Source organism: Marmoricola sp. URHB0036, assembly GCF_000426045.1.
GTDB lineage: Bacteria > Actinomycetota > Actinomycetes > Propionibacteriales > Nocardioidaceae > Marmoricola.
Map to the genome: position 1 here is coordinate 236817 of NZ_AUEP01000008.1, position 19992 is coordinate 256808.

Sequence of the window (19992 nt, forward strand, 5' to 3'; positions counted from 1 at the left end):
GCATGAGCACGGACACACCGTCGGGGATCGCTGATCTGACGCCGGTCGACCGGCTCCAGCAGCAGCGGGCGTGGAACTGGTACGACTGGGCCAACAGCGCCTACTACACGACCGTGCTGAGCGTGCTGTTCGCGCCGTACATGAGCACGGTCGCCGGTCGCGCCGCGGGCTGCACCGACGACACCGACTCCTGCAACAAGACGGTGAACCTGCTCGGACTGCACCTCGCCGCCGGGTCCCTGCCGTTCTACCTGACCAGCTTCGCCACCATCGCCAGCGCCTTCGTGCTGCCCGTCGTCGGGGCGTTCGTCGACCGTTCGGACCGCAAGAAGTGGAACATGGCCGGCTTCGCCTTCGCCGGCTCGTTCTTCTGCATGCTGCTGTTCTTCCTCAAGGGCGACCAGTGGCAGCTCGGTGCCTTCGCGATCGTGATGAGCAGCATCCTCGGCGGCTGCTCCCTGGTCGCCTACTACGCCATCCTGGTCGACATCTCGACCGAGGAGGAACGCGACGGCGCGTCCTCACGCGGCTGGGCGTTCGGCTACCTCGGCGGCGGCCTGCTGCTCGCGATCAACCTCGGCATGTACCTCGGCCACGACGCCATCGGCCTCGGCGAGGAGCTCGCGGTGCGCCTGTCGCTGCTCAGTGCCGGTCTGTGGTGGGCGCTGTTCACCCTGATCCCGCTGGCGCGGCTCAGGAACCATCCCGCGGTCGGTCGTCTCGTCGAGCGGGGCGGTCTCTGGCAACGAAGCTTCGGGCAGCTGTTCACCACGCTCAGCGAGATGCGTGGCTACCCGATGACGCTCACCTTCCTGGTGGCCTACCTGTTCTACAACGACGGCATCCAGACGGTGATCTACGCCGCCTCGACGTACGGCGAGAAGACACTGGGCTTCGACAAGACGGTGCTGATCGCCACCATCCTGCTCATCCAGTTCGTCGCCTTCGGCGGGGCCCTCTACTTCGGTCGGCTGGCCCAGCGCTTCGGCTCCTACCGGGCCATTCTCTGGGGGACCTTCGCGTGGATGGGGATCGTGGTCGTCGCCATGGTGCTGCCTGCCGGCCAGGCGGTGCTGTTCTACCTACTCGCGCTCGCCATCGGCGTCGTGCTCGGTGGCACCCAGGCGCTCTCGCGGTCGTTCTTCAGCCTGCTCATCCCCCGCGGTCGTGAAGGTGAGTACTTCAGCCTGTACAACGCGGCCGAGCGCGGCACCTCCTGGTTCGGGACGCTGCTGTTCGGCGTGGTCTTCCAGATCACCGGGTCCTACCGACCGGCGATCTTCGCGCTGATCATCTTCTTCGTCCTCGGGGTGGTCTTCCTGCTCCGGCTCGACCCCGAACGCGGCATCCGCGAGGCGGGAAACCGGCCTCCCGAGGCCATCTGAGGTCATCTGGGGCCTCCCGAGGTGTGAGGCGGGTCTCGCGGGGAATCCTCACTGCATCACGTTCGTTGATACCCGTGACGCCTGCTGCCGAGCGGTGGATGATGAGAGGTCAGGCTCACCGGCCGACTCACCAGACTCGACCAGCGTCATGACCGGCTTGATGTTCCGTCTCAGGGACGGTACGCATGAGCAAGACACCCGCGATTCGTCTGGACGCGGGCGCATAGTTTTGGAGGTTCCCATGGGAGAGCGCACGCTGCGAGGGGCACGACTCGGAGGTCAGAGCTTCGAGGACGAGCGCGGGATCGAGTTCGCCGCCCGCCAGCAGGTCGGATACCGCTGCACCCACGGCCACGAGTTCGAGGTGACGATGTCGGTCGAGGCCGACGTCCCGGCCCTCTGGGAGTGCCCGCGGTGCGGTGCCGAGGCCCGCGCCACGTCCGGCATCGAGCCCGAGGTGAAGGCCGAGAAGCCGGCCCGCACCCACTGGGACATGCTCCTGGAGCGCCGGTCGGTCAAGGAGCTCGAGGACATCCTCACCGAGCGGCTGGAGCTGCTGCGCGGCGGCGAGATCGGCCCGGCGCACCTGCACCGTGCCAGCGCGCGGAAGAAGAAGTCCTCCGTCTGAGCTGACGACTGACCGCTCCGGTCAGTCCACGACCTCGCCCTGGACCACGCCATCATCGGGTCCGGGGCGTTGTTGTGCCTGGGGACCAGTGCCGGTGCCGGCGCCGGGGTAGGTCACCCCGACCAGCCGGCGGCTGATCATGCCGGACAGGAAGCGCCGGCCGATGGGCCGGGTGAACGGCAGGATGCAGATCGCCCCGACGATGTCGAGCACGAAGCCCGGGGTCAGCATCAGCAGGCCGCCGACGAGGATCAGGATGCCGTCGGCCAGCTCCTTGTGCGGCATCCGGCCCTCCTGCAGGGCCACGCGCAGCGCCTGCCAGGCCCGCCCGCCCTCGCGCTTGACCAGCCAGGAGCCGAGGATGCTGTCGGCGATCAGCAGCAGGATCGTCCACCAGGCGCCGATCACCTGGCCGATCTGGATGATGACGTAGATCTCCACCAGCGGCACCAGGATGAAGGCAGCCAACAGCAGCCCCTTGGGGAACCTGCGTCTGCGCATCTCGCTCATGTCTGGCTCAACGACTGGGAGGGGTGGGCTGTTCCGAGCGCCCCAGAGCGGCACGCAGCCGACGCCGCCGCTCACCGAGACCCCAGACCGTGATCCGCTTCAGCGACTCGGTGGCCACGTCCCTGCTCATCTTCGAGTCGCCCAGCTCCCGCTCGACGAACTCGATCGGAACCTCCACCACGCGCAGGCCGGCCTGGACGGTCCGGAAGGCGAGGTCGGCCTGGAAGACGTAGCCGGAGGACTGCACCTCCTGGAGGTCGATCCGCTCCAGCGTCGTACGACGGAAGAGGCGGTAGCCCGCCGTCGCGTCGCGCACCCGGATGCCGAGCAGGTGGCGGGTGTAGAAGTTGCCTCCTCGCGAGAGCAGCTCCCGGTGCAGCGGCCAGTTGACGATGCGACCGCCCGGAACCCACCGCGACCCGATCACCAGGTCGGCCTCGCGCAGCGCATCCAGGAGCAGCTGCAGCTGCTCGGGCTGGTGGGACCCGTCGGCGTCCATCTCGCCGATCACGTCGTAGCCCCGGTCGAGCGCGACCTCGAAGCCGTGGCGGTACGCCGCTCCGAGGCCCTCCTTGGTGGTGCGGTGCAGCACCGTGACCTGGGGGTCCTCGGCGGCGATCGCGTCGGCGAGATCACCGGTACCGTCCGGCGACCCGTCGTCGACGACGAGGACGTCGACCTCGGGCTGTGCGCGCCGCAACCGCTCGATGACCGGCCCCAGGTTGAGCGACTCGTTGTAGGTGGGCACCACCATGACGACCCGACCCAGACCCTCCCCTGCAGGCATGCCGAGCAACCTATCGAAGAGATGCTCGTGAGGTTCGACGGAGGTGCCGTCACGAAGAGGGGGCAGGACGAGGGGAGCTGGGTGACCTTCGGACCGCTCACGCCCTGGCCGGCTGCCAGAGTCGTAGGCGTTGTCTACTGGACGCCTCACTCCCCCCGTGTCCTCCCGTCGAGGCCGCGTTGCTCAACCCGCCAAGTGCGACCCCGAAGCCATCTTGGCGAGATGGCCCGGAAACCGCATCCGTCGAGCATGCGACTGACGTTCTGCCCGGAGTAACTCGCGAACTTTCGCGCGGCGAACACACCGGTGTCAACAGGGGCCTGACCAGCCCTTTCGGGCAAAACCGCAGGTCAGCCCGGCGACCTGCGGATGAACAACAGGTTTCCAAATTTGCACTTGCCCGGCGTGTCGCGCTGGACACGCCGGGGTGGTCCAGACCTCACGCCTCAGCAGGTACGACGACCGTGCCCGTCGCGGTGGTCGCCACGATCGGCTCGTCGAGCATCAGGGCCGCCGAAGCAGACCCCGCCGAGGCGTCACCGCGAGCCACCACCCGGAGCTCGAAGGTCATCTCGCGGGAGCGTCGACCCACCCGCGTGAGCGTGGCCACTGCTTCCACGACGTCGCCGGCGTGCACGGGTGCCCGGAACTGCACGTCGGAGTACGACGCGAACAGGCCCTCGTCGCCGTCGGTACGGATGCACATCTCGGTGGCGACGTCGCCGAACAGTCCGAGTCCCCAGGCGCCGTCGACGAGGTTGCCGGCGTAGTGCGCCTCGGCGTACGACACGTAGCGGCGGTGCGTGACGGCGGTGCCGACCTCGGGCTCCAAGGGCGCGCTCATGCTGACATCTTCTCGGTGACGACGCGGTGGACGAGGTAGCTGGCCACCTCGCCGGGTGTCGTGCCGCGCGTGAAGACCCGGTCGACGCCGAGATCGGCGGCCATGGTCTCGTCGAAACGAGGTCCGCCGACCACCAGCAGCGGACGCCGCGCCGGTGGGAACGCCTCGCGGAAGGCGGCCGACATCTCGCGGGTGTTGAGCAGGTGGGCGTCGCGCTGGGTGACCACCTGCGAGACCAGGACGGCGTCGGCCTTCTCCTCCACGGCCCGCTCGACGAGCTGGGGCACGGAGACCTGGGCCCCGAGGTTGACCACCTTCAGCTCGCGGTAGTACTCCAGCCCCTTCTCCCCCGCGAACCCCTTGATGTTCAGGATCGCGTCGATGCCGACGGTGTGGGCGTCAGTGCCGATGCACCCGCCCACGACGACCATCCGGCGACGCAGCGCACGCTTGATCGCGGCGTTGACCTCCTTGGGGGTGAGCAGCTCGTAGTCACGCTCGACGACCTCGACCACGCTCGGGTCGACGAGGTGGTTCACCCGCCCGTAGACGACGAAGAAGGTGAAGTCCGGCCCCATCGCCTTCGCGTGCACGACCAACGCCGGGTCCATGCCCATCTTGTTGGCCAGCTGTACGGCGGCCCCCTCGACGATCTTGGAGTGGGGCATCGGCAGCGTGAAGGAGAGCTGCACCATCCCGTCACCGGTCGTGTCCCCGTACGGCCTCAGGAGGCGCTTCGCGGCGGCGGAGGCCGTCGGCAGAGCGCCGCCACTGTCGCCGTCGCCCGAGTCTGCGGCGCCCTCTGCGGGGGGCAGCTGCTTGCTCACGACTCCTCCAGGATCTCGGTCGCCGGGTTGAAGTAGGCGGCCGACTTCCTGGCCACGCCCTCGAGCCCGCGGCCCGCGTTGGCCGGTCGCTTCATCAGCCCGAAGGTGCCGTCGGCGATGGCGGCAAGCAACGGTGGGTCGCCGGCACTGTCGGTGTCGTGGGCGATCCGGTCGAGCAGGTCGATGGTCTCCGCGAGCACCGTGCGGGCGCGCTCGGCGATGAAGCCGTCGGGCGCCGGGTGGAAGTCCTCGTGGAGGGCACCGGCGGCCTCCATCACGTAGCGCACGTTCTGCAGCGCCAGGTCGCGGTCGCTGATCCACGGCGTCACGACCGCCTCCGTCATCATCCCGACGAGCAGGATGCCCTGCCCGGTGAGAGCCCCGGCGAGGTTGAAGAACCCGTCCAGCAGGTAGCCGCGGAACACGTCGCCGGTCATGTGCCGGGTCGGGGGCATCCACTTCAACGGGGCCTTGGGGAACAGCTCGCGAGCCAGCAGGGCGTGGGCCAGCTCCATCCGGAAGGAGTCCGGCAGCTCCGGGTTGATCTCGAAGGCGTGGCCGAGACCGAGCTGCCAGTCCTCGAGACCGGCCTCCTTGGCGAAGTACTCGTTGAGCAGCTGGCTGGTGGTGACGGTGTGCGCGGCCTCGACCGCGTCGGCGGTGGTGAGGTAGTTGTCCTCGCCGGTGTTGATGATGATGCCGGCTCGGGCATGCACCTGACGGCTGAAGCGCTGGTCGACGAAGGTGCGTACCGGGTTGATGTCGCGGAAGAGGATGCCGTACATCGAGTCGTTCAGCATCATGTCGAGCCGCTCGAGGCCGGCCAGGGCTGCGATCTCGGGCATGCACAGGCCGCTGGCGTAGTTGGTCAGCCGGACGTAGCGGCCGAGCTCCTTGCTCGAGTCGTCGAGCGCGGCCCGCATCAGGCGGAAGTTCTCCTGGGTGGCGTAGGTGCCGGCAAAGCCCTCGCGGGTGGCGCCCTCGGGCACGTAGTCGAGCAGCGACTGCCCGGTCGAGCGGATCACCGCGATCACGTCGGCGCCCTCGCGGGCCGCCTGCTGGGCCTGCGGGATGTCCTCGTAGATGTCGCCGGTGGCCACGATCAGGTAGATCCAGGGCTGGCGAGGAGCGTCACCGATCCGCTTGACCAGTCGCTCCCGCTCGCGACGACGACCGTCGATGCGGCGTACTCCGGCGCCGACCACCTTGCGGGAAGCGGTCGTGGCCTTCTGGGCGTCGCGGCCCTCGGGCAACCGGAACCTGACCGAACCGGCCGACGCCTTCTGGGCGAGGGTGGAGAGGTCCTCGGCCTCGCCGCGCAGCAGCGCGTCCCAGACCGGGAGGGCAAGACCGTGCTCGAGACCGACGTCGGCGCGCACCGCGTCGGCGAGACGGTTGACCCATGGGGTGCCGTCGGGGTCGGCGCCGGCCAGCCCGGCCAGGCGCAGGGTGGCGCGTTCGACCGAGACCGTCGTGTGCTGCTGGGCCAGCTTGACGATCGGGCGGCCGACCTTGCGGGCAAGGCTGCGCGCCTTCCGGACGGTGACCGGGTCGAGGTCGAGCTTCGGCTTGGTCTTCTGGGGGGTCGCCATGGTCACAGTCTCCGCTCGAGCAGGGCCCGGACGGCAGGGGTGGAGCGCACGATCTCCAGCGCCAGGTCGGCGTGACCGGGGACGTAGCCGTTGCCCACGATCATGGTGACGTCGGCGGCCAGGCCCTCGGCGCCGAGCGCCGCAGCACTGAACGAGGTGGCCATCGAGAAGAAGATCACCGTGCCGCCCTCGGCAGTGGCCAGGATGGCGCCACCCTCGCAGCCCGGCACGTCGACGCACACGATGGTGAGGTCGGCCGGACCGCCCGCGGCGGAGACGGCGTCACGCAGGGCGACCGGGTCGCGCGCGTCGCAGACCACGACCTCGTCGGCGAGTCCGGTGGGCTCGAGGAGATCGGCCTCGCCCTGGTGGGGTACGACGGCCAGCATCCTGCTCGCGCCGGCCCGACGCGCTGCCGCCAGGCAGAGCGACCCGGACTTGCCGGCGCCGCCGACCACGGCGACGACCGGCGCGTCGTACCGCCGGACATGGCGCTCGGTCAGGGCGGGCGCACCGCAGACGTCCATGACCGACAGCGCGAGCGGAGCCGGCAGGTCGTCGGGCAGCCTCGCCGCGATCGACCGGCCGAACAGGATGGCGTAGCCGTCGGCCGGCACCTGCTCGCTGCGACCGTCCCAGTCGGAGAGCCCGCCCTCGATGACGAGCGGAGTGAGGGTGAGCGAGACCAAGGTGGCCACCTTGTCGCCGACCGCCAGGCCGAGCGGCGAACCCTCCCCCACGTCCTCGACGGTGCCCACGAGCATGCCGCCGGAGCCGGTCACCGGGTTGTGCATCTTGCCGCGGCTGCGCACGATCTCGAGCACCTCGGCCCGCACGGCGTCGCCGTCACCGCCGTGCTTGGTCTCGAGCTGACGGAAGGAGGCGGCGTCGAGGTTGAGCCGCTCGACCCGCACCCGGACCTCGTCGTCACGGATCACCGGGTCGGTGTCCAGCCGCTGAGCCGCCTGCGGCAGCACCCCCACGGGCTCCAGCACGCGGTGCATGCCCACCGGATCGCCTGTCATGCGTCCCACGTTGTCCCGACACCTTCCCGTTGAACCAGTTCTTGCCAGCAAATCTTACGGTGATGTGTTTGATGCACCGCAAACTTCGTGGTCCCATAGTCGCATGAGCATCGAGACCTCCATCGCCTCCATTGTCGAGGGAGAAACGGGCCAGCCCTATCCCTACCGGCGTGTCGAGCTGGTCGAGCCCGACTGGACCCGGTTCCCGGGGTGGAAGGACGTCACCCGCGAGGAGTGGGAGAGCGCCCAGTGGCAGCGCTCCCACTGCGTGAAGAACCTCCGCCAGCTGCGCGAGCTGCTCGGTGACCTCGTTGACGAGCGGTTCTACGCCGATCTCGAGCGCGACCAGGCCGAGCGCGCGACGATGTCGATGCTGATCCCGCCGCAGATGATGAACACGATGGCGCCCCACGAGCAGCCGGCTGGGCCCGGTTCGCTGACCGAGGCCTTCTACGCCGACCCGATCCGGCACTACATGATCCCGGTGTTCTCCGACCGGCGTACCGACTGGCCCTCGCACCCCTACTCCAGCCGCGACTCGCTGCACGAGCACGACATGTGGGCCGCCGAGGGCCTCACCCACCGCTACCCGACCAAGGTGCTCGCCGAGCTGCTGCCGACCTGCCCGCAGTACTGCGGCCACTGCACGCGGATGGACCTCGTCGGCAACTCCACCCCGACCGTCGACAAGCTGAAGTTCCTCGGCAAGCCGGTCGACCGGCACGCCGAGATGCTCGACTACCTGCGCACCCACCCGGGCGTCCGCGACGTGGTGGTATCCGGTGGCGACGTGGCCAACATGCCGTGGGCGCGCCTGGAGGAGTTCCTCACCAAGCTGCTCGAGATCGAGAACATCCGCGACATCCGGCTGGCCACCAAGGCGCTGATGGGCCTGCCCCAGCACTGGCTCCAGGACGAGGTCGTCGAGGGCATGAGCCGGGTGGCCGGCACGGCCCGCGCCCGGGGCGTCGGCCTCGCGATCCACACCCATGTCAACCACGCCAACTCGGTCACGCCGCTCGTCGCGAAGGCGGCGCAGGCGATGTTCGACGCCGGCGTACGCGACGTCCGCAACCAGGGCGTCATCCTCAACGGCGTCAACGCCGACCCGCACGCGATGCTCGACCTGTGCTTCCGGCTGCTCGACGGCGCGCAGATCCTGCCCTACTACTTCTACATGTGCGACATGATCCCCAACGCCGAGCACTGGCGGATCTCGGTCGCCGACGCCCAGCGGCTCCAGCACCACATCATGGGCTACCTCCCCGGCTTTGCGACGCCTCGCATCGTGTGTGACGTGCCGTTCGTCGGCAAGCGGTGGGTGCACCAGATCTCGTCGTACGACGAGGTCAAGGGCATCTCCTACTGGACGAAGAACTACCGCACCTCGATCGAGGCCGCCGACCCGGAGGCGCTGACCCGCACCTACGAGTACTACGACCCGATCCACACGCTGCCCGCCGAGGGCCAGGCGTGGTGGGCCCGCCAGGGGCAGGAGACCGTGCACTCGGTCTGAGCGGTCAGCTCTTCCAGTCCAGCTGGTGCTCGGGCGTGCCGGCGGAGCGGCCGTAGTCGACCGCTTCGCGGTGTCCGGCCTCGTCGTCGTTGCGGTAGCGGAAGACCCGGCCGGCGAAGACGACCACGTGGTCGGTGCCGACGTCGAAGTCGGCGTACCACCCGTCCTCCGCGATCAGCGCCGCAGCCAGCGCCTCGGCCAGCTCGTCGGCACGATGCTCGGGTGCCTCGAACTCCACGAAGGTCCAGACGTCGGGCTGGCTCTCGACCACCGAGTCACTCACGTCGCGACGTACCAGGCGGGTCAGCCGGACGTCGGGCACCGCCAGCTCGGCGCCCACGCGCAGGCTCTCGGCCAGAAGCAGTCCGGTCAGCATTCCGTGATCGTGGCAGCCACCCCTGACAGTCGCGCTCGCCAGCCAGATGGAGTTCTAGCGGATGCCGTCCCACGTGGCCCGCTCGTCGCCGTCCGGGTCGTCGATGACGGTGAGCTCCTCGGTGATGACACCGGTGGTCCGGGTCCGGGCGGTGTACGGCGCCCAACCGGGATCGCCCGACGTCACGAAGGCGACCCACGTCGCGTGGGCGGTGTCGGCGAGGGCCTGGGAGGGGTGGTCGCCGATCAGCGGCCTGGTCTGGTCGAGCCCGATGTTGTCGAAGACGAACGGGATCTCGACCGCGTGGCAGGCTCCGTAGCGGTTGTTGTCCTCCTGCGCGGGACGGTCGAACCGATAGGCCCAGGTCGTGCCGCCACCCTCGGCTCGTGCCTCGGCGTGACGGATCGCCGGGATCGTGAAGAACCAGTCGGAGACCACGGCCGCCAGCACGTCACCCGGGGACGCACCCGGCCGGTTCTTCCGATAGAGGTCGACGCCGTCGGGCGGGAGTCCGTAGGCGGCCGCGCCGCCGACCAGGGACGGTTCGTCGACGAAGTCGATAGCACCGGGGGCGACCAGGAACAGGCGGGACTCCTCCCGGTTGGCGCCCACCAGCACGCGCACGTCGGAGGACGCCCCGGCGGCGAAGGCGTCGAGAGGGTGCTGCGGGAGGACGGTGCCGTCGACCACGGGCGCGAACGGGAGCAGGCTCAGCGCCAGCGAACCCCACTTCACCGGGTCGGGTGCGCTCTGCACCTCGATGACGAGCTGGGCGGCGACCCGGATCAGCGTGTCCAGGTCGACGGCGGCGATCGCCTCCCGGGTGGGCGCGACGCCGAGCGCCTCGGCCAGCGTCCGCGTCACGGTGAGCCCGATCTCCGGGGTGAGGGTGTGAGCCGCGGCGCCCGACTGGGTGATGGCCTGCGCGAAGAGCCCGGCAGCGGAGGGCATCGCCAGCAGGGTGGTGATGCTCATGGCGCCGGCCGACTCCCCCGCGACGGTCACCCGGGACGGGTCCCCGCCGAATGCCGCGATGTTGTGCTGCACCCACCGCAGGGCAGCCACCTGGTCCTGGAGACCGAGGTTGGCCCGCCCGTCGGCGACGTCGGACTCGGCGAACATGAAGCCCTCGGCGGAGAGGCGGTAGTTGATGGTCACGCAGACCACACCGTCGCGAGCGAAGTTGGCGCCGTCGTACTCCAGGACCGAGCCGGAGCCGTTCATGAACGAGCCGCCGTGGATCCACACGAGCACCGGCAGGTCGGCGCCGTTCGCCGGTGCATCGGCCGGCGTCCAGACGTTGAGGTTCAGGCACTCCTCACCGGGGATCACCTGCTCGGGCAGCAACGGCTGGTACTGCGGTGGGTAGTCGCCCTTGGGCGCGGTCGGCCCGTACGTCGTTGCCTCGAACACCCCGTGCCACGGCTCGACTGCCGCCGGTGGCTGCATCCGGAGCTCCCCGAAGGGCGCGGCGGCGTAGGGGATCCCGAGGAACCGGGCGATGCCGCCTGCTTCAGCGCCGCGGACCGTTCCGCTGTTCAGATGGATGTCCATCGTCGCCCCATTCGCTCGCACCCGGCCACCGGGTGACTGCAGCGTGGTGGACGTCACCGCAGCCGGTCAAGCATGCGACCGGCCCCTCGGGGAACTTCTCCGCCATGCCCCGACTGCGAACGGTCTCCCCTCACTCACCGGGTCTCACGCGCCGTCGTGCCGGGTCGGGCTGGACGTTCATCGACCAGAGCGGAGCCCGCATCTCCGACGCCGAGGAGATCGCGAGGATCAAGTCACTGGCGATCCCGCCGGCCTGGCGGGACGTGTGGATCTCGCCGTACCCGAACGGGCACATCCAGGCCGTCGGCACCGACGATGCCGGACGGCGCCAGTACCTCTACCACCCCGACTGGCGCATCAAGCGCGACAAGCAGAAGTTCGACCGGGTGCTCCAGGCCGCCCGCAAGCTGCCGGCCGCGCGCCGGGCGGTGATGCGCGACCTGGCCCTCGAGGGGATGCCGCTCGAGCGAGCCGACGCCGTCGCCGTACGCCTGCTGGACCTGGGCTACTTCCGGATCGGCAGCGACATGTACGCCGACACCAACGGCTCGTTCGGGCTGACCACGCTGGAGAAGCGGCACGTGTCGAAGAACCGGGACCGCCTGGTGTTCCGGTTCGTGGGGAAGTCCGGGATCGAGCACAGCATCGAGATCGACGATCCCGCCTTGCTCGAGGTGCTGGACAGCCTGCGTCGCCGTCGCGGCGGCAGCGACCGCCTGCTCGCCTACCAGCTGCAACGGCGGTGGCGCGACCTCGACTCGACGGCGGTGAACACCTACATCCGGGGCCTGTTCGAGGACCTCACTGCCAAGGACTTCCGCACCTGGCACGCCACCGTGATCGCGGCCGCGGCACTGGCCGCCTCCGACGAGCCCGGCGACACCAAGCGATCGCGTCAGCGTGCGATCAAGGCGGCGGTCACCGAGGTGTCGGAGTACCTCGGCAACACCCCGACCATCGCGAAGAACTCCTACATCGACCCGCGGGTCCTCGACCTCTACGAGAACGGTACGACGATCGACCCGAAGCTCGTCACCAAGAAGTACCGCTCCCCCGCTGCCAAGCAGCGCACTCTCGAGGCAGCCGTCCTCGAGCTGCTCGCCTAGCGTGGGTGGGGCAGCGATGAGTCTCGCTGCCTGACCGGGTCTGCCTCCCTGACCCCGGATCGCTCACGCAGAGGAGACAGCCATGCAACGGATCACCACCAACCTGTGGATCAACGACGGCAGGATCGAGGAGGCGGTGGCCTTCTACTGCTCGCTCTTCGAGGACAGCCGCGTGGTCAGCTCCTCCGACTACGGCCCGGAGGCCGGCGAGTGGGCCGGGCAGAAGATGGCTCTCTACTTCGAGCTCCAGGGCCAGCCGTTCGTCGCCATCAACGGTGCCGACACCCGGTTCGAGGCCAACGAGTCGGTGTCGCTGGCGATCCCCTGCGACACCCAGGACGAGATCGACCGCCTGTGGGACGCACTAGTCGACGGTGGCGAGCCCGGGCCGTGCGGCTGGCTGAAGGACCGCTACGGCTTCAGCTGGCAGGTCTACCCGACCGTGCTGGACAAGATGATGGCCGACTCGGACCCGGAGCGGGTCCGGCGGGTCACGGCGTGCTTCATGGCGATCGACAAGCGCGCGTTCCGGATCGACGAGCTCGAGGCGGCCTTCGCCGGCGAGTGAGACGCCCTCAAGAACTGGATGTGGGCGGTGTCATCGTCCTCGGATTCCTACCACGGCGAGGAACCCGGGAGGCTGACACCGCCCACGACGGAGATTCTGCGGCATCAGGCGAACAAGACGCGAAATGTCGGCAGGAATGCCGCGAACCGGTGTAGACCGGACGGGGTCGCGCCTTGCCCGGAGGACGTGCGGTCAGTGCGTCGGGCGGTTCTCGTACGGCGTGGACAGCACGATCGTGGTCCGCGTCGAGACGTTGGCCGCCGTACGCACCCGGGCCAGCAGCTCCTCGAGGTCGGCCGGTGTGGCCACCCGCACCTTGAGGATGTAGGACTCCTCCCCCGCGACCGACCAGCACGACTCGATCTCGGTGATGTGCTCGAGCCGGTCGGGGTAGTCGTCGGCCTCGGAGACGTCGAACGGGGTGATGCTGACGAACGCCGTCAGCGGCTTCCCAGCAGCGGCATGGTCGATGGTGGCGCCGTACCCCAGGATCAGCCCGCGCTCCTCGAGTCGCTTGACCCGCTGGTGCACGGCACTCGTCGAGAGCCCGGTCGCCTTGCCGAGGTCGGTGTAGGACATCCGCCCGTCGTCGGCGAGCAGTCCCAGGATCTGGCGGTCGATCTTCTCCACGAGCCTGAGCCTAGACGGACGCGGACCGGGCGGGGGCACCTAGACTCCCGGAGTGAACTCCCGGCTGATGCTGCTCGACACCGCCTCGCTGTACTTCCGCGCCTTCTTCGGCGTACCGGACTCCGTGGTGGCTCCGAACGGGATGCCCGTCAACGCAGTGCGGGGACTGCTCGAGTTCATCAACCGGCTCGTCGACGAGTACCGGCCGACCCACCTCGCGTGCTGCTGGGACAACGACTGGCGCCCCCAGTGGCGGGTCGACCTGCTGCCGTCGTACAAGGCTCACCGCGTGGAGGCCCCCCGGCCGGGAGACACCCCCGACATCGAGGAGGTCCCCGACCCGCTCGAGCAGCAGATCCCGATCATCGTCGCCGTGCTCGAGGCGTTCGGGATCGCGATCGTCGGCGCCGACCACTACGAGGCCGACGACGTGATCGGCACCCTGGCCACCGATGCCGGCATGCCGGTCGACATCGTCACTGGCGACCGTGACCTGTTCCAGCTCGTCGACGACGAGGCCGGTGTGCGGGTCCTCTACACGGCGCGCGGGGTCGGCAAGCACGAGCGCGTGACCAACGACGTCCTGCGCGAGAAGTACGCCGTCAATGCCGACCAGTACGCCGCCTTCGCCACCCTGCGCGGCGACACCTCCGACGGGCTGCCCGGCGTCCCCGGTGTCGGTGACAAGACGGCGGCGGTGCTGCTCAACCGGTTCGGCGACCTCGACGCGATCATCGCCGCGGCACAGGACCCCGACGGCGACATGGGGCCGGGACCACGCGGCAAGATCAAGGCCTCGCTGGACTACCTCGCGGTGGCCCCACAGGTCGTCGCCGTGGCTCGCGACATCGACCTCGGCGACCGCGACCTGACCCTTCCGTCCGCGCCGCACGACCCGGAGATGCTGGAGGCGATCGCCGAGCAGTGGGGGCTGAACAGCCCGGTCGAGCGGTTGCGGGAGACCCTGGCGCGATGAGCGACGCGGCCGGCGACTCCTCCCCCTGGACGATTCGCTGGCGCGCGGTCTACGACGTCGCCGTCGGGGTGGTGCTGTTCCTGGTGCTGCTGGTGCCGGCGACGCGACAAGCGAGCACGGGCACCCCCGCCGGGCTGCGCCATGCGATGGTGCTCCTGCTCCTCGACCTCGTCGTGCTGGTGATGCTGTCCCGGTACATGACCTCGGAGGGCCGACGGCGCCTGTGGGGCCCCGCCACAGACGAAGGTGGCGAGGAGCAGGTGCTCCCGCCGACCGAGGTGGCCGCCCTCCTCGACGCCCGTGGTGCGCCGTCGCCGGAGCTCGGTCTGGTCTTCACCGAGGACGACATCGCGATCCGCCAGGGAGCCGAGGACCACGCACCCCTGGCCCGGCTCGCCTGGACGGACTGTGCGGCGCTGGTGGCCAGCGAGGTCGAGGTGCCGGACGGTGCCGCGATGGTGTTCCTGCAGTTCGTGGCGGTGCACGAGGACCGCATCCGTCTCGTGCGCGGCCTGCAGCGCACCCGCGGCGCCGGCCGCCTCCTGGGGGTCAGCGAGGCGGCCGGCGCCATGGTCTGGGGCGTGCCGGCGCGGTTCGTGCACCTGCTGCCACCGTTGCTGGCCCACGTGGGGCAGTACCACCCGCACGTCCGCATCGTGCTCCCGGAGCGCCGTCGCTCACCTAGCGGCTGACCCGGCGTGTGAACAGCATCGAGGAGACCACGGCTGCGACGAGCAGGATGCCGACGCACCAGACGACGGCCCAGAACGGCTGGTGCCCCAGCGGCGTACCCATCCACAGCCCGCGCAGGGTCTCGATGACCGGGGTCATCGGTTGGTGCTCCGCGAAACCTTGCAACCACGACGGCATCGTGTCGACGGGCACGAAGGCGGTGCTGACGTAGGGCAGGAACATCAGCACGATCGTCATGCTGTTGGCGGCTTCCGGCCCACCGGCCAGCAGGCCGACGGCGGCGGCCAGCCACGACAGGGCCAGGATGAAGAGCACCACCACGAGCATCGCGGCAACCCAGTCGAGGGGCGAACCGGTCGGGCGCCAGCCGACCGCCAGTCCGACGCAGATGACGAGGAACGTCGCCAGCAGGTTGCGCAGCACACTGGCCACGACGTGACCGGTCAGCACCGAGGACGGCGCCACCGGCATGGAGCGGAAGCGGTCGACGATGCCGTTGGTCATGTCCTGTGCGACCGCGGTGGCGGTGGTGCCGGCACCGAATCCGGCGCACAGCACGATCAGGCCCGGCACCACGTAGTCGACGTACGACGTGCCGGTGCGCATGGCACCGCCGAAGACGTAGACGAAGAGCAGCATCAGGATCACCGGCAGCATCAGTGCGGTGAAGAACGCCTCGGGGTCGCGCAAGGACCGGCGGACGCTGCGGGTCACCATCACCCGGGTGTCGAGCGCGGTACCGGAAACCCGGTCGGCGAAGTGGTGCACGGTCAGGCTCATCTGGGTTCTCCGGTTCAGGCCGCGACAGGGCGGCGGTCGGTGAGGGACAGGAACACGTCGTCGAGGGACGGGCGGACCGTCTCCACCCGGCGTACGTCGAGCTGACGGCGTGCGGCGTCGGCCAGGACCTCGGCCATCGCTGTGGCTGACCCGTCCGTCGTCACGGTCTGCACCGACCCGTCGGCCAGCTCCAGCCGCACCTGCTCGGCACCGACCGTCGCCTTCAGCTCGTCGGGCGTCCCCTCGGCGACGATGCGGCCTCCATCGAGCACCCCGACGAGGTCGGCCAGCCGGTCGGCCTCCTCGAGGTACTGGGTGGTCAGCAGGATGGTCACGCCCTCGGCCCTGAGCTGGCTGACCGTCGACCACACCTGCTCGCGGCTGCGCGGGTCGAGTCCGGTCGTGGGCTCGTCGAGGAAGAGCAGCCTCGGTCGGTCGATCATGCTCACCGCCAGGTCGAGGCGCCGCTTCATCCCGCCCGAGTAGGTGCCGGCCCGGCGCCCGGCGGCCTCGACGAGGTCGAACTCCTCGAGCAGCTCCTGGGTGCGTGCCCGCGCGACGGAGCCCGAGAGCTTGCGCAGCCGCGCCATCATCAGCAGGTTCTCCTGACCAGTCAGGACGTCGTCGACCGCGGCGTGCTGCCCCGTCAGGCCGATCGACCGCCGGACGGCGTCGGCCTCGGCGACCAGGTCGTGCCCGGCGACGAACGCCGTGCCGGCGTCCGGCCGGACCAGGGTCGCCAGGATCCGGACGAGCGTTGTCTTGCCGGCGCCGTTGGGACCGAGCAGGCCGTAGATGGTGCCGGCGGTGATGCGGAGGTCCACGCCGTCCAGGGCGCGGGTCTGGCCGAAGGTCTTGGTGACCCCGCCGACGTTAACTGTGTATGTCATACACAAACTGTATGCGTCGTACACTGAACATAGCAAGCACCTCGATGTGAAAGATTTCCGCCATGCCCGAGTCCACCGACAGCGTCGTGCTGCCACCCGCCCTGGAGGCGCTGTGGGGTCGCCGCTCCCCCGGGACGCGCGGTCCGCGCGCCGAGCTCGACGTGGACCGCATCGTCGATGCCGCCGTCCGCATCGCCAACGACGAGGGGCTGGAAGCCGTCTCGATGGCGCGGGTGGCCAAGGCGCTCGGCTTCACCACGATGTCGCTGTACCGGCACGTGCAGAACAAGGACGAGCTGCTCCAGCTGATGTGGAACGCCAGCGCCCGGACGTTGGGTGACTGGACTCCCGAGGGGAACACATGGCGGGAGCGGTTGACGTCCTGGGCCCTCCGGCAGCGCGAGGTCGTGGAGGAGAACATCTGGATCACCCGGCTGCCGATGTCGACACCTCCCCTCGCCCCCTCGTCGCTGGCGTGGGTGGAGCTCGGGCTGGCTGCCCTGGACGAGGTGGACGCGCCGGACTACGTGAAGATCCGGGTCCTGGGCCTGATCAGCCAGCACGGACTGATCGATGCTCGCATGGTCCACGACGAGCGCAAGGCTCGCGAGGCCGCCGAGGAGACGGGCGTCGAGACCGACTACGCCACCTTGATCCGCGAGCTGGCCGACCCGGCGACGTACCCACACCTGACCCGGCTCGTGCACAGCGAGCCACCGGCGGAGGCGCCGGCGAACGACCCCCACGCGGAGTACCTCTTCGACATCGGCATCATCCTCGACGGCTTCGAGGCCGCCACCCGGTCAGGCACGTGACGGATCGGTGGAGCGGGCGCGGACGTGGATGCGCTCCCCCTCACGGCTGAAGATCGACAAGAACTCCACCGGACGCGGGTCCGCGCCGCCGAACCAGTGCGGCAGGCGAGTGTCGAACTCCGCCGCCTCGCCCGGCTCGAGCACCAGGTCGTGCTCGCCGAGGATCATCCGCAGGCGACCGCTGAGGACGTAGAGCCACTCGTAGCCCTCGTGCGTCTTCGGCTCCGGTTTCCGGCGGCGTGAGCCACCGGGAATGGTGGTCTTGAACGCCTGCAGGCTGCCGGGCCGGCGGGTCAGCGGAACCATCGTCATGCCGCCCATCTTGATGGCCTTGCCGCGCACCCGCGGGTCCTCGGCGGGACCGGTGCCGACGAGCTCGTCGAGCTGCACCTGGTGCACCCGGGCGAGCGGCAGCAGCAGCTCCAGCGTCGGCTTGCGCTGCCCCGACTCCAGCCGCGACAGCGTGCTCACCGAGATGCCAGTGCCCTCGGACAGCTCCGCCAGGGTCATGTCACGTTCCTGGCGCAGCGCGCGGAGCCGCGCGCCCACCCCGTCGAGCACGTCATCTGTCATGGGACCAGTTTGCCGTTTCAGCAACCTGATTTGTCAACTGCGGCCGTACGGCGGACTCTGGTGACCAGACCCCAGAGACAGGAGCACGACCATGGACATCGACCACATCGATCACGAGGTGATCGTCGTCGGGGGCGGAGCAGCGGGACTGAGCGCGGGCATCGCACTGGCCCGGTCACGTCGCTCGGTACTCGTGATCGACGCCGGAGAACCTCGCAACGCTCCGGCCGCGGGCGTGCACAACTTCCTCTCCCGCGACGGGATCGGTCCGCACGACCTGGTGGCGTCGGGGCGGACCGAGCTGGCCCACTACGGCGGCGGGCTGCGTCTCGGCCGGGTCGACACCGCCGAACGGCTGGACCACGGGTTCGCCGTCAGGCTCGAGGACGGCGAGCGACTGGTGGCGCGGCGTCTCGTCGTCACGGCCGGTGTGGTCGATGCCCTTCCCGACATCGACAGTCTGCGCGAGCACTGGGGCACCGGGGTGCTGCACTGCCCGTACTGCCACGGGTGGGAGGTGCGTGACCAGGCGATCGGCGTGGTGGCCACGGGTGCGACGTCGGTGCACCAGGCGTTGCTGTTCAGCCAGCTGAGCGACGAGGTCACGCTGGTGACGCACTCCTTCGAGCCGGACGCCGAGTCACTCAGCCTGCTGGCCGGGGCCGGTGTGACCGTGCTCGAAAGCACGGTCCGGTCGGTGGAGGCCGCCGGTGGGGTCGTCTCGGGCCTGCGGCTCGAGGACGGGAGCCTGCTCGCGGTCGGGGCGGTCGTGGTGTCGCCGTACTCCAGCGCGCGGAGCAGCCTGCTCGAGTCGCTCGGCATCGAGGCTGTGGCACACCCGTCCGGCATGGGCGAGTCGGTAGAGGTCGACCTGATGGGCCAGACGTCGGTTCCCGGCGTGTACGCCGCCGGCAACGTCACCGACATCTCGGCCCAGGTGATGGGAGCCGCAGCGGCGGGGACGAAGGCCGGCGCCGCGGTCAACGCCGACCTGGTGATGAGCGACGCACGCGAGAAGGTGGTCGCGTGAGCGCGCACGAGGCACACCACGGGCACCAGCACGAGGCAGGCGAGGCCGAGGACCCGTCGGTCCGCTGGACCGCGGAGTTCTGGGACGAGCGCTACGGCTCCAGCCCGGCACTGTGGAGCGGTCACGTCAACGCCGTGGTGATGACCGAGACCGAGAGCCTGCCCCCCGGCACCGCGCTCGACGTCGGCTGCGGCGAGGGCGGCGACGCCCTGTGGCTGGCCGGGCGCGGTTGGCAGGTGGAGGGTGTCGACGTCTCGCAGGTCGCCCTGGACCGGGCAGCCCGTCACGCCGCGGCGGCCGGCGCGGAGGCCGAGGGACGACTGACCTGGACCAAGCGCGACCTGATGTCCTGGCGGCCACCCGAGCGGGCCTACGACCTCGTCACGGTGTCGTTCATGCACCTCCCCGGCGGCGACCGGCGGGCGGTGTACGCCGGGCTGGCTGACGCCGTCGTCGTCGGAGGCACCTTCCTGGTCGGCGCGCACAGTCCTCTCGACATCGGCGTCGTCCCGAGACCGGACGACCCCGACCTCTACTTCACCGCCGAGGAGCTCGCCGCCGGGCTCGACGACCGGTGGGAGATCCTGACCAGTGAGGAACGACCCCGTCCCGGCCGGCACCCGGAGGGCGGGGCCGTGACCCTGCACGACACGGTGCTGCGAGCGCGCCGACTCCGCTGACGTGGACGCTCAGCCGGCGCACGGCAGCTTCGGTCGGCAGGGGTGGACAAGAAGGCTAGACGGGTCGGGCGGCGAACCGGCTTGACGGATCGTTCCGCCAAAACGCTCCGTTGACGGAACGATCCGTCAACCGCGTAGGCGCAACCAGGCCTCGTCGGCTCCAGGCGCCGGCCTGGTCGCTGAGCGACGAATACGCCCCCCCCCCCC

Annotated in this window: 22 protein-coding genes; 10 read left to right on the forward strand and 12 right to left on the reverse strand. The window is 69.8% G+C overall.

Annotated features, from left to right (window positions below; translation table 11 throughout):
• The first annotated feature begins 2 nt into the window (after positions 1-2).
• Both H976_RS0110740 and H976_RS0110745 read left to right on the forward strand, forming a co-directional pair.
• A complete protein-coding gene (locus H976_RS0110740; protein WP_027861545.1) occupies positions 3-1385 on the forward strand; it encodes an MFS transporter in 1383 nt (460 codons plus the stop codon).
• Positions 1386-1626: 241 nt separating this feature from the next.
• Entirely contained in the window at positions 1627-2013 is a 387-nt protein-coding gene (locus H976_RS0110745) for an RNA polymerase-binding protein RbpA (protein WP_027861546.1), read from the forward strand.
• A 21-nt stretch (positions 2014-2034) separates the two neighbouring features.
• Here the strand turns inward: H976_RS0110745 and H976_RS0110750 are convergent, their stop codons facing one another.
• From H976_RS0110750 to H976_RS0110775, 6 genes are all read right to left on the reverse strand, one after another.
• Positions 2035-2523 (reverse strand): FxsA family protein, encoded by a 489-nt coding sequence (locus H976_RS0110750; RefSeq protein ID WP_369759019.1) that lies wholly within the window; start codon positions 2521-2523, stop codon positions 2035-2037.
• A gap of 7 nt (positions 2524-2530) precedes the next feature.
• Positions 2531-3310, reverse strand: a complete 780-nt coding sequence (locus H976_RS0110755) for a polyprenol monophosphomannose synthase (RefSeq protein WP_027861548.1) — start codon at positions 3308-3310, stop codon at positions 2531-2533.
• Positions 3311-3749: 439 nt separating this feature from the next.
• A complete protein-coding gene (locus H976_RS0110760; RefSeq protein WP_027861549.1) occupies positions 3750-4154 on the reverse strand; it encodes a hotdog domain-containing protein in 405 nt (134 codons plus the stop codon).
• On the reverse strand, positions 4151-4981 hold the full coding sequence (locus tag H976_RS0110765) for an OAM dimerization domain-containing protein (RefSeq protein ID WP_231388858.1): 831 nt from the start codon (positions 4979-4981) through the stop codon (positions 4151-4153). Before H976_RS0110765 ends, H976_RS0110760 begins: the two co-directional genes overlap by 4 nt.
• The gene (locus H976_RS0110770) at positions 4978-6573 is read right to left on the reverse strand and encodes a lysine 5,6-aminomutase subunit alpha (RefSeq protein ID WP_027861551.1); all 1596 of its coding nucleotides are present in this window, start codon (positions 6571-6573) and stop codon (positions 4978-4980) included. The genes H976_RS0110765 and H976_RS0110770 overlap by 4 nt, the downstream gene beginning before the upstream one ends.
• Positions 6574-6575: 2 nt before the next feature.
• Positions 6576-7598 (reverse strand): hypothetical protein, encoded by a 1023-nt coding sequence (locus H976_RS0110775; RefSeq protein ID WP_027861552.1) that lies wholly within the window; start codon positions 7596-7598, stop codon positions 6576-6578.
• A 103-nt stretch (positions 7599-7701) separates the two neighbouring features.
• Here H976_RS0110775 and H976_RS25735 point away from each other — a divergent pair, with 103 nt between their 5' ends.
• Complete coding sequence (locus H976_RS25735) at positions 7702-9114, forward strand: KamA family radical SAM protein (protein ID WP_051276665.1); 1413 nt, start codon at positions 7702-7704, stop codon at positions 9112-9114.
• A gap of 4 nt (positions 9115-9118) precedes the next feature.
• Here the strand turns inward: H976_RS25735 and H976_RS0110785 are convergent, their stop codons facing one another.
• Together H976_RS0110785 and H976_RS0110790 are read right to left on the reverse strand one after the other, a co-directional pair.
• Positions 9119-9490 (reverse strand): hypothetical protein, encoded by a 372-nt coding sequence (locus H976_RS0110785; RefSeq protein ID WP_027861553.1) that lies wholly within the window; start codon positions 9488-9490, stop codon positions 9119-9121.
• 54 nt (positions 9491-9544) lie between these two features.
• Positions 9545-11044: a carboxylesterase/lipase family protein gene (locus H976_RS0110790; protein ID WP_027861554.1), complete on the reverse strand. Its 1500-nt coding sequence runs from the start codon at positions 11042-11044 to the stop codon at positions 9545-9547.
• A gap of 104 nt (positions 11045-11148) precedes the next feature.
• On the opposite strand from H976_RS0110790, the gene H976_RS0110795 reads away from it, so the two are divergent.
• Positions 11149-12150, forward strand: coding sequence for a DNA topoisomerase IB (locus H976_RS0110795; protein ID WP_027861555.1), 1002 nt, complete (start codon positions 11149-11151; stop codon positions 12148-12150).
• An 82-nt stretch (positions 12151-12232) separates the two neighbouring features.
• Entirely contained in the window at positions 12233-12718 is a 486-nt protein-coding gene (locus H976_RS0110800; RefSeq protein WP_027861556.1) for a VOC family protein, read from the forward strand.
• Between the two features lie 192 nt (positions 12719-12910).
• Here H976_RS0110800 and H976_RS0110805 read toward each other — a convergent pair whose 3' ends face one another.
• The gene (locus tag H976_RS0110805) at positions 12911-13348 is read right to left on the reverse strand and encodes an Lrp/AsnC family transcriptional regulator (protein ID WP_027861557.1); all 438 of its coding nucleotides are present in this window, start codon (positions 13346-13348) and stop codon (positions 12911-12913) included.
• A gap of 52 nt (positions 13349-13400) precedes the next feature.
• Between H976_RS0110805 and H976_RS0110810 the strand changes: the two genes are divergently transcribed.
• Positions 13401-14324 carry a 5'-3' exonuclease H3TH domain-containing protein gene (locus H976_RS0110810; RefSeq protein WP_369759020.1) on the forward strand — a complete coding sequence of 308 codons (924 nt, stop codon included), beginning with the start codon at positions 13401-13403 and terminating at the stop codon, positions 14322-14324.
• Entirely contained in the window at positions 14321-15016 is a 696-nt protein-coding gene (locus tag H976_RS0110815; RefSeq protein WP_027861559.1) for a hypothetical protein, read from the forward strand. Before H976_RS0110810 ends, H976_RS0110815 begins: the two co-directional genes overlap by 4 nt.
• On the opposite strand, the gene H976_RS0110820 is transcribed toward H976_RS0110815, so the two are convergent.
• Both H976_RS0110820 and H976_RS0110825 read right to left on the reverse strand, forming a co-directional pair.
• The gene (locus tag H976_RS0110820; RefSeq protein WP_051276667.1) at positions 15006-15797 is read right to left on the reverse strand and encodes an ABC transporter permease; all 792 of its coding nucleotides are present in this window, start codon (positions 15795-15797) and stop codon (positions 15006-15008) included. The genes H976_RS0110815 and H976_RS0110820 overlap by 11 nt on opposite strands.
• Before the next feature lie 14 nt (positions 15798-15811).
• Positions 15812-16687, reverse strand: a complete 876-nt coding sequence (locus H976_RS0110825) for a daunorubicin resistance protein DrrA family ABC transporter ATP-binding protein (protein WP_027861561.1) — start codon at positions 16685-16687, stop codon at positions 15812-15814.
• Positions 16688-16749: 62 nt separating this feature from the next.
• Here H976_RS0110825 and H976_RS0110830 point away from each other — a divergent pair, with 62 nt between their 5' ends.
• Entirely contained in the window at positions 16750-17502 is a 753-nt protein-coding gene (locus tag H976_RS0110830; RefSeq protein ID WP_027861562.1) for a TetR/AcrR family transcriptional regulator, read from the forward strand.
• On the opposite strand, the gene H976_RS0110835 is transcribed toward H976_RS0110830, so the two are convergent.
• Complete coding sequence (locus H976_RS0110835; RefSeq protein WP_027861563.1) at positions 17491-18075, reverse strand: helix-turn-helix domain-containing protein; 585 nt, start codon at positions 18073-18075, stop codon at positions 17491-17493. The two genes, H976_RS0110830 and H976_RS0110835, sit on opposite strands and share 12 nt — an antisense overlap.
• A 91-nt stretch (positions 18076-18166) precedes the next feature.
• Between H976_RS0110835 and H976_RS0110840 the strand changes: the two genes are divergently transcribed.
• Entirely contained in the window at positions 18167-19105 is a 939-nt protein-coding gene (locus tag H976_RS0110840; protein ID WP_027861564.1) for an NAD(P)/FAD-dependent oxidoreductase, read from the forward strand.
• Positions 19102-19785, forward strand: coding sequence for a bifunctional 2-polyprenyl-6-hydroxyphenol methylase/3-demethylubiquinol 3-O-methyltransferase UbiG (locus H976_RS0110845; protein ID WP_027861565.1), 684 nt, complete (start codon positions 19102-19104; stop codon positions 19783-19785). Before H976_RS0110840 ends, H976_RS0110845 begins: the two co-directional genes overlap by 4 nt.
• The last annotated feature ends 207 nt before the right edge of the window (positions 19786-19992 follow it).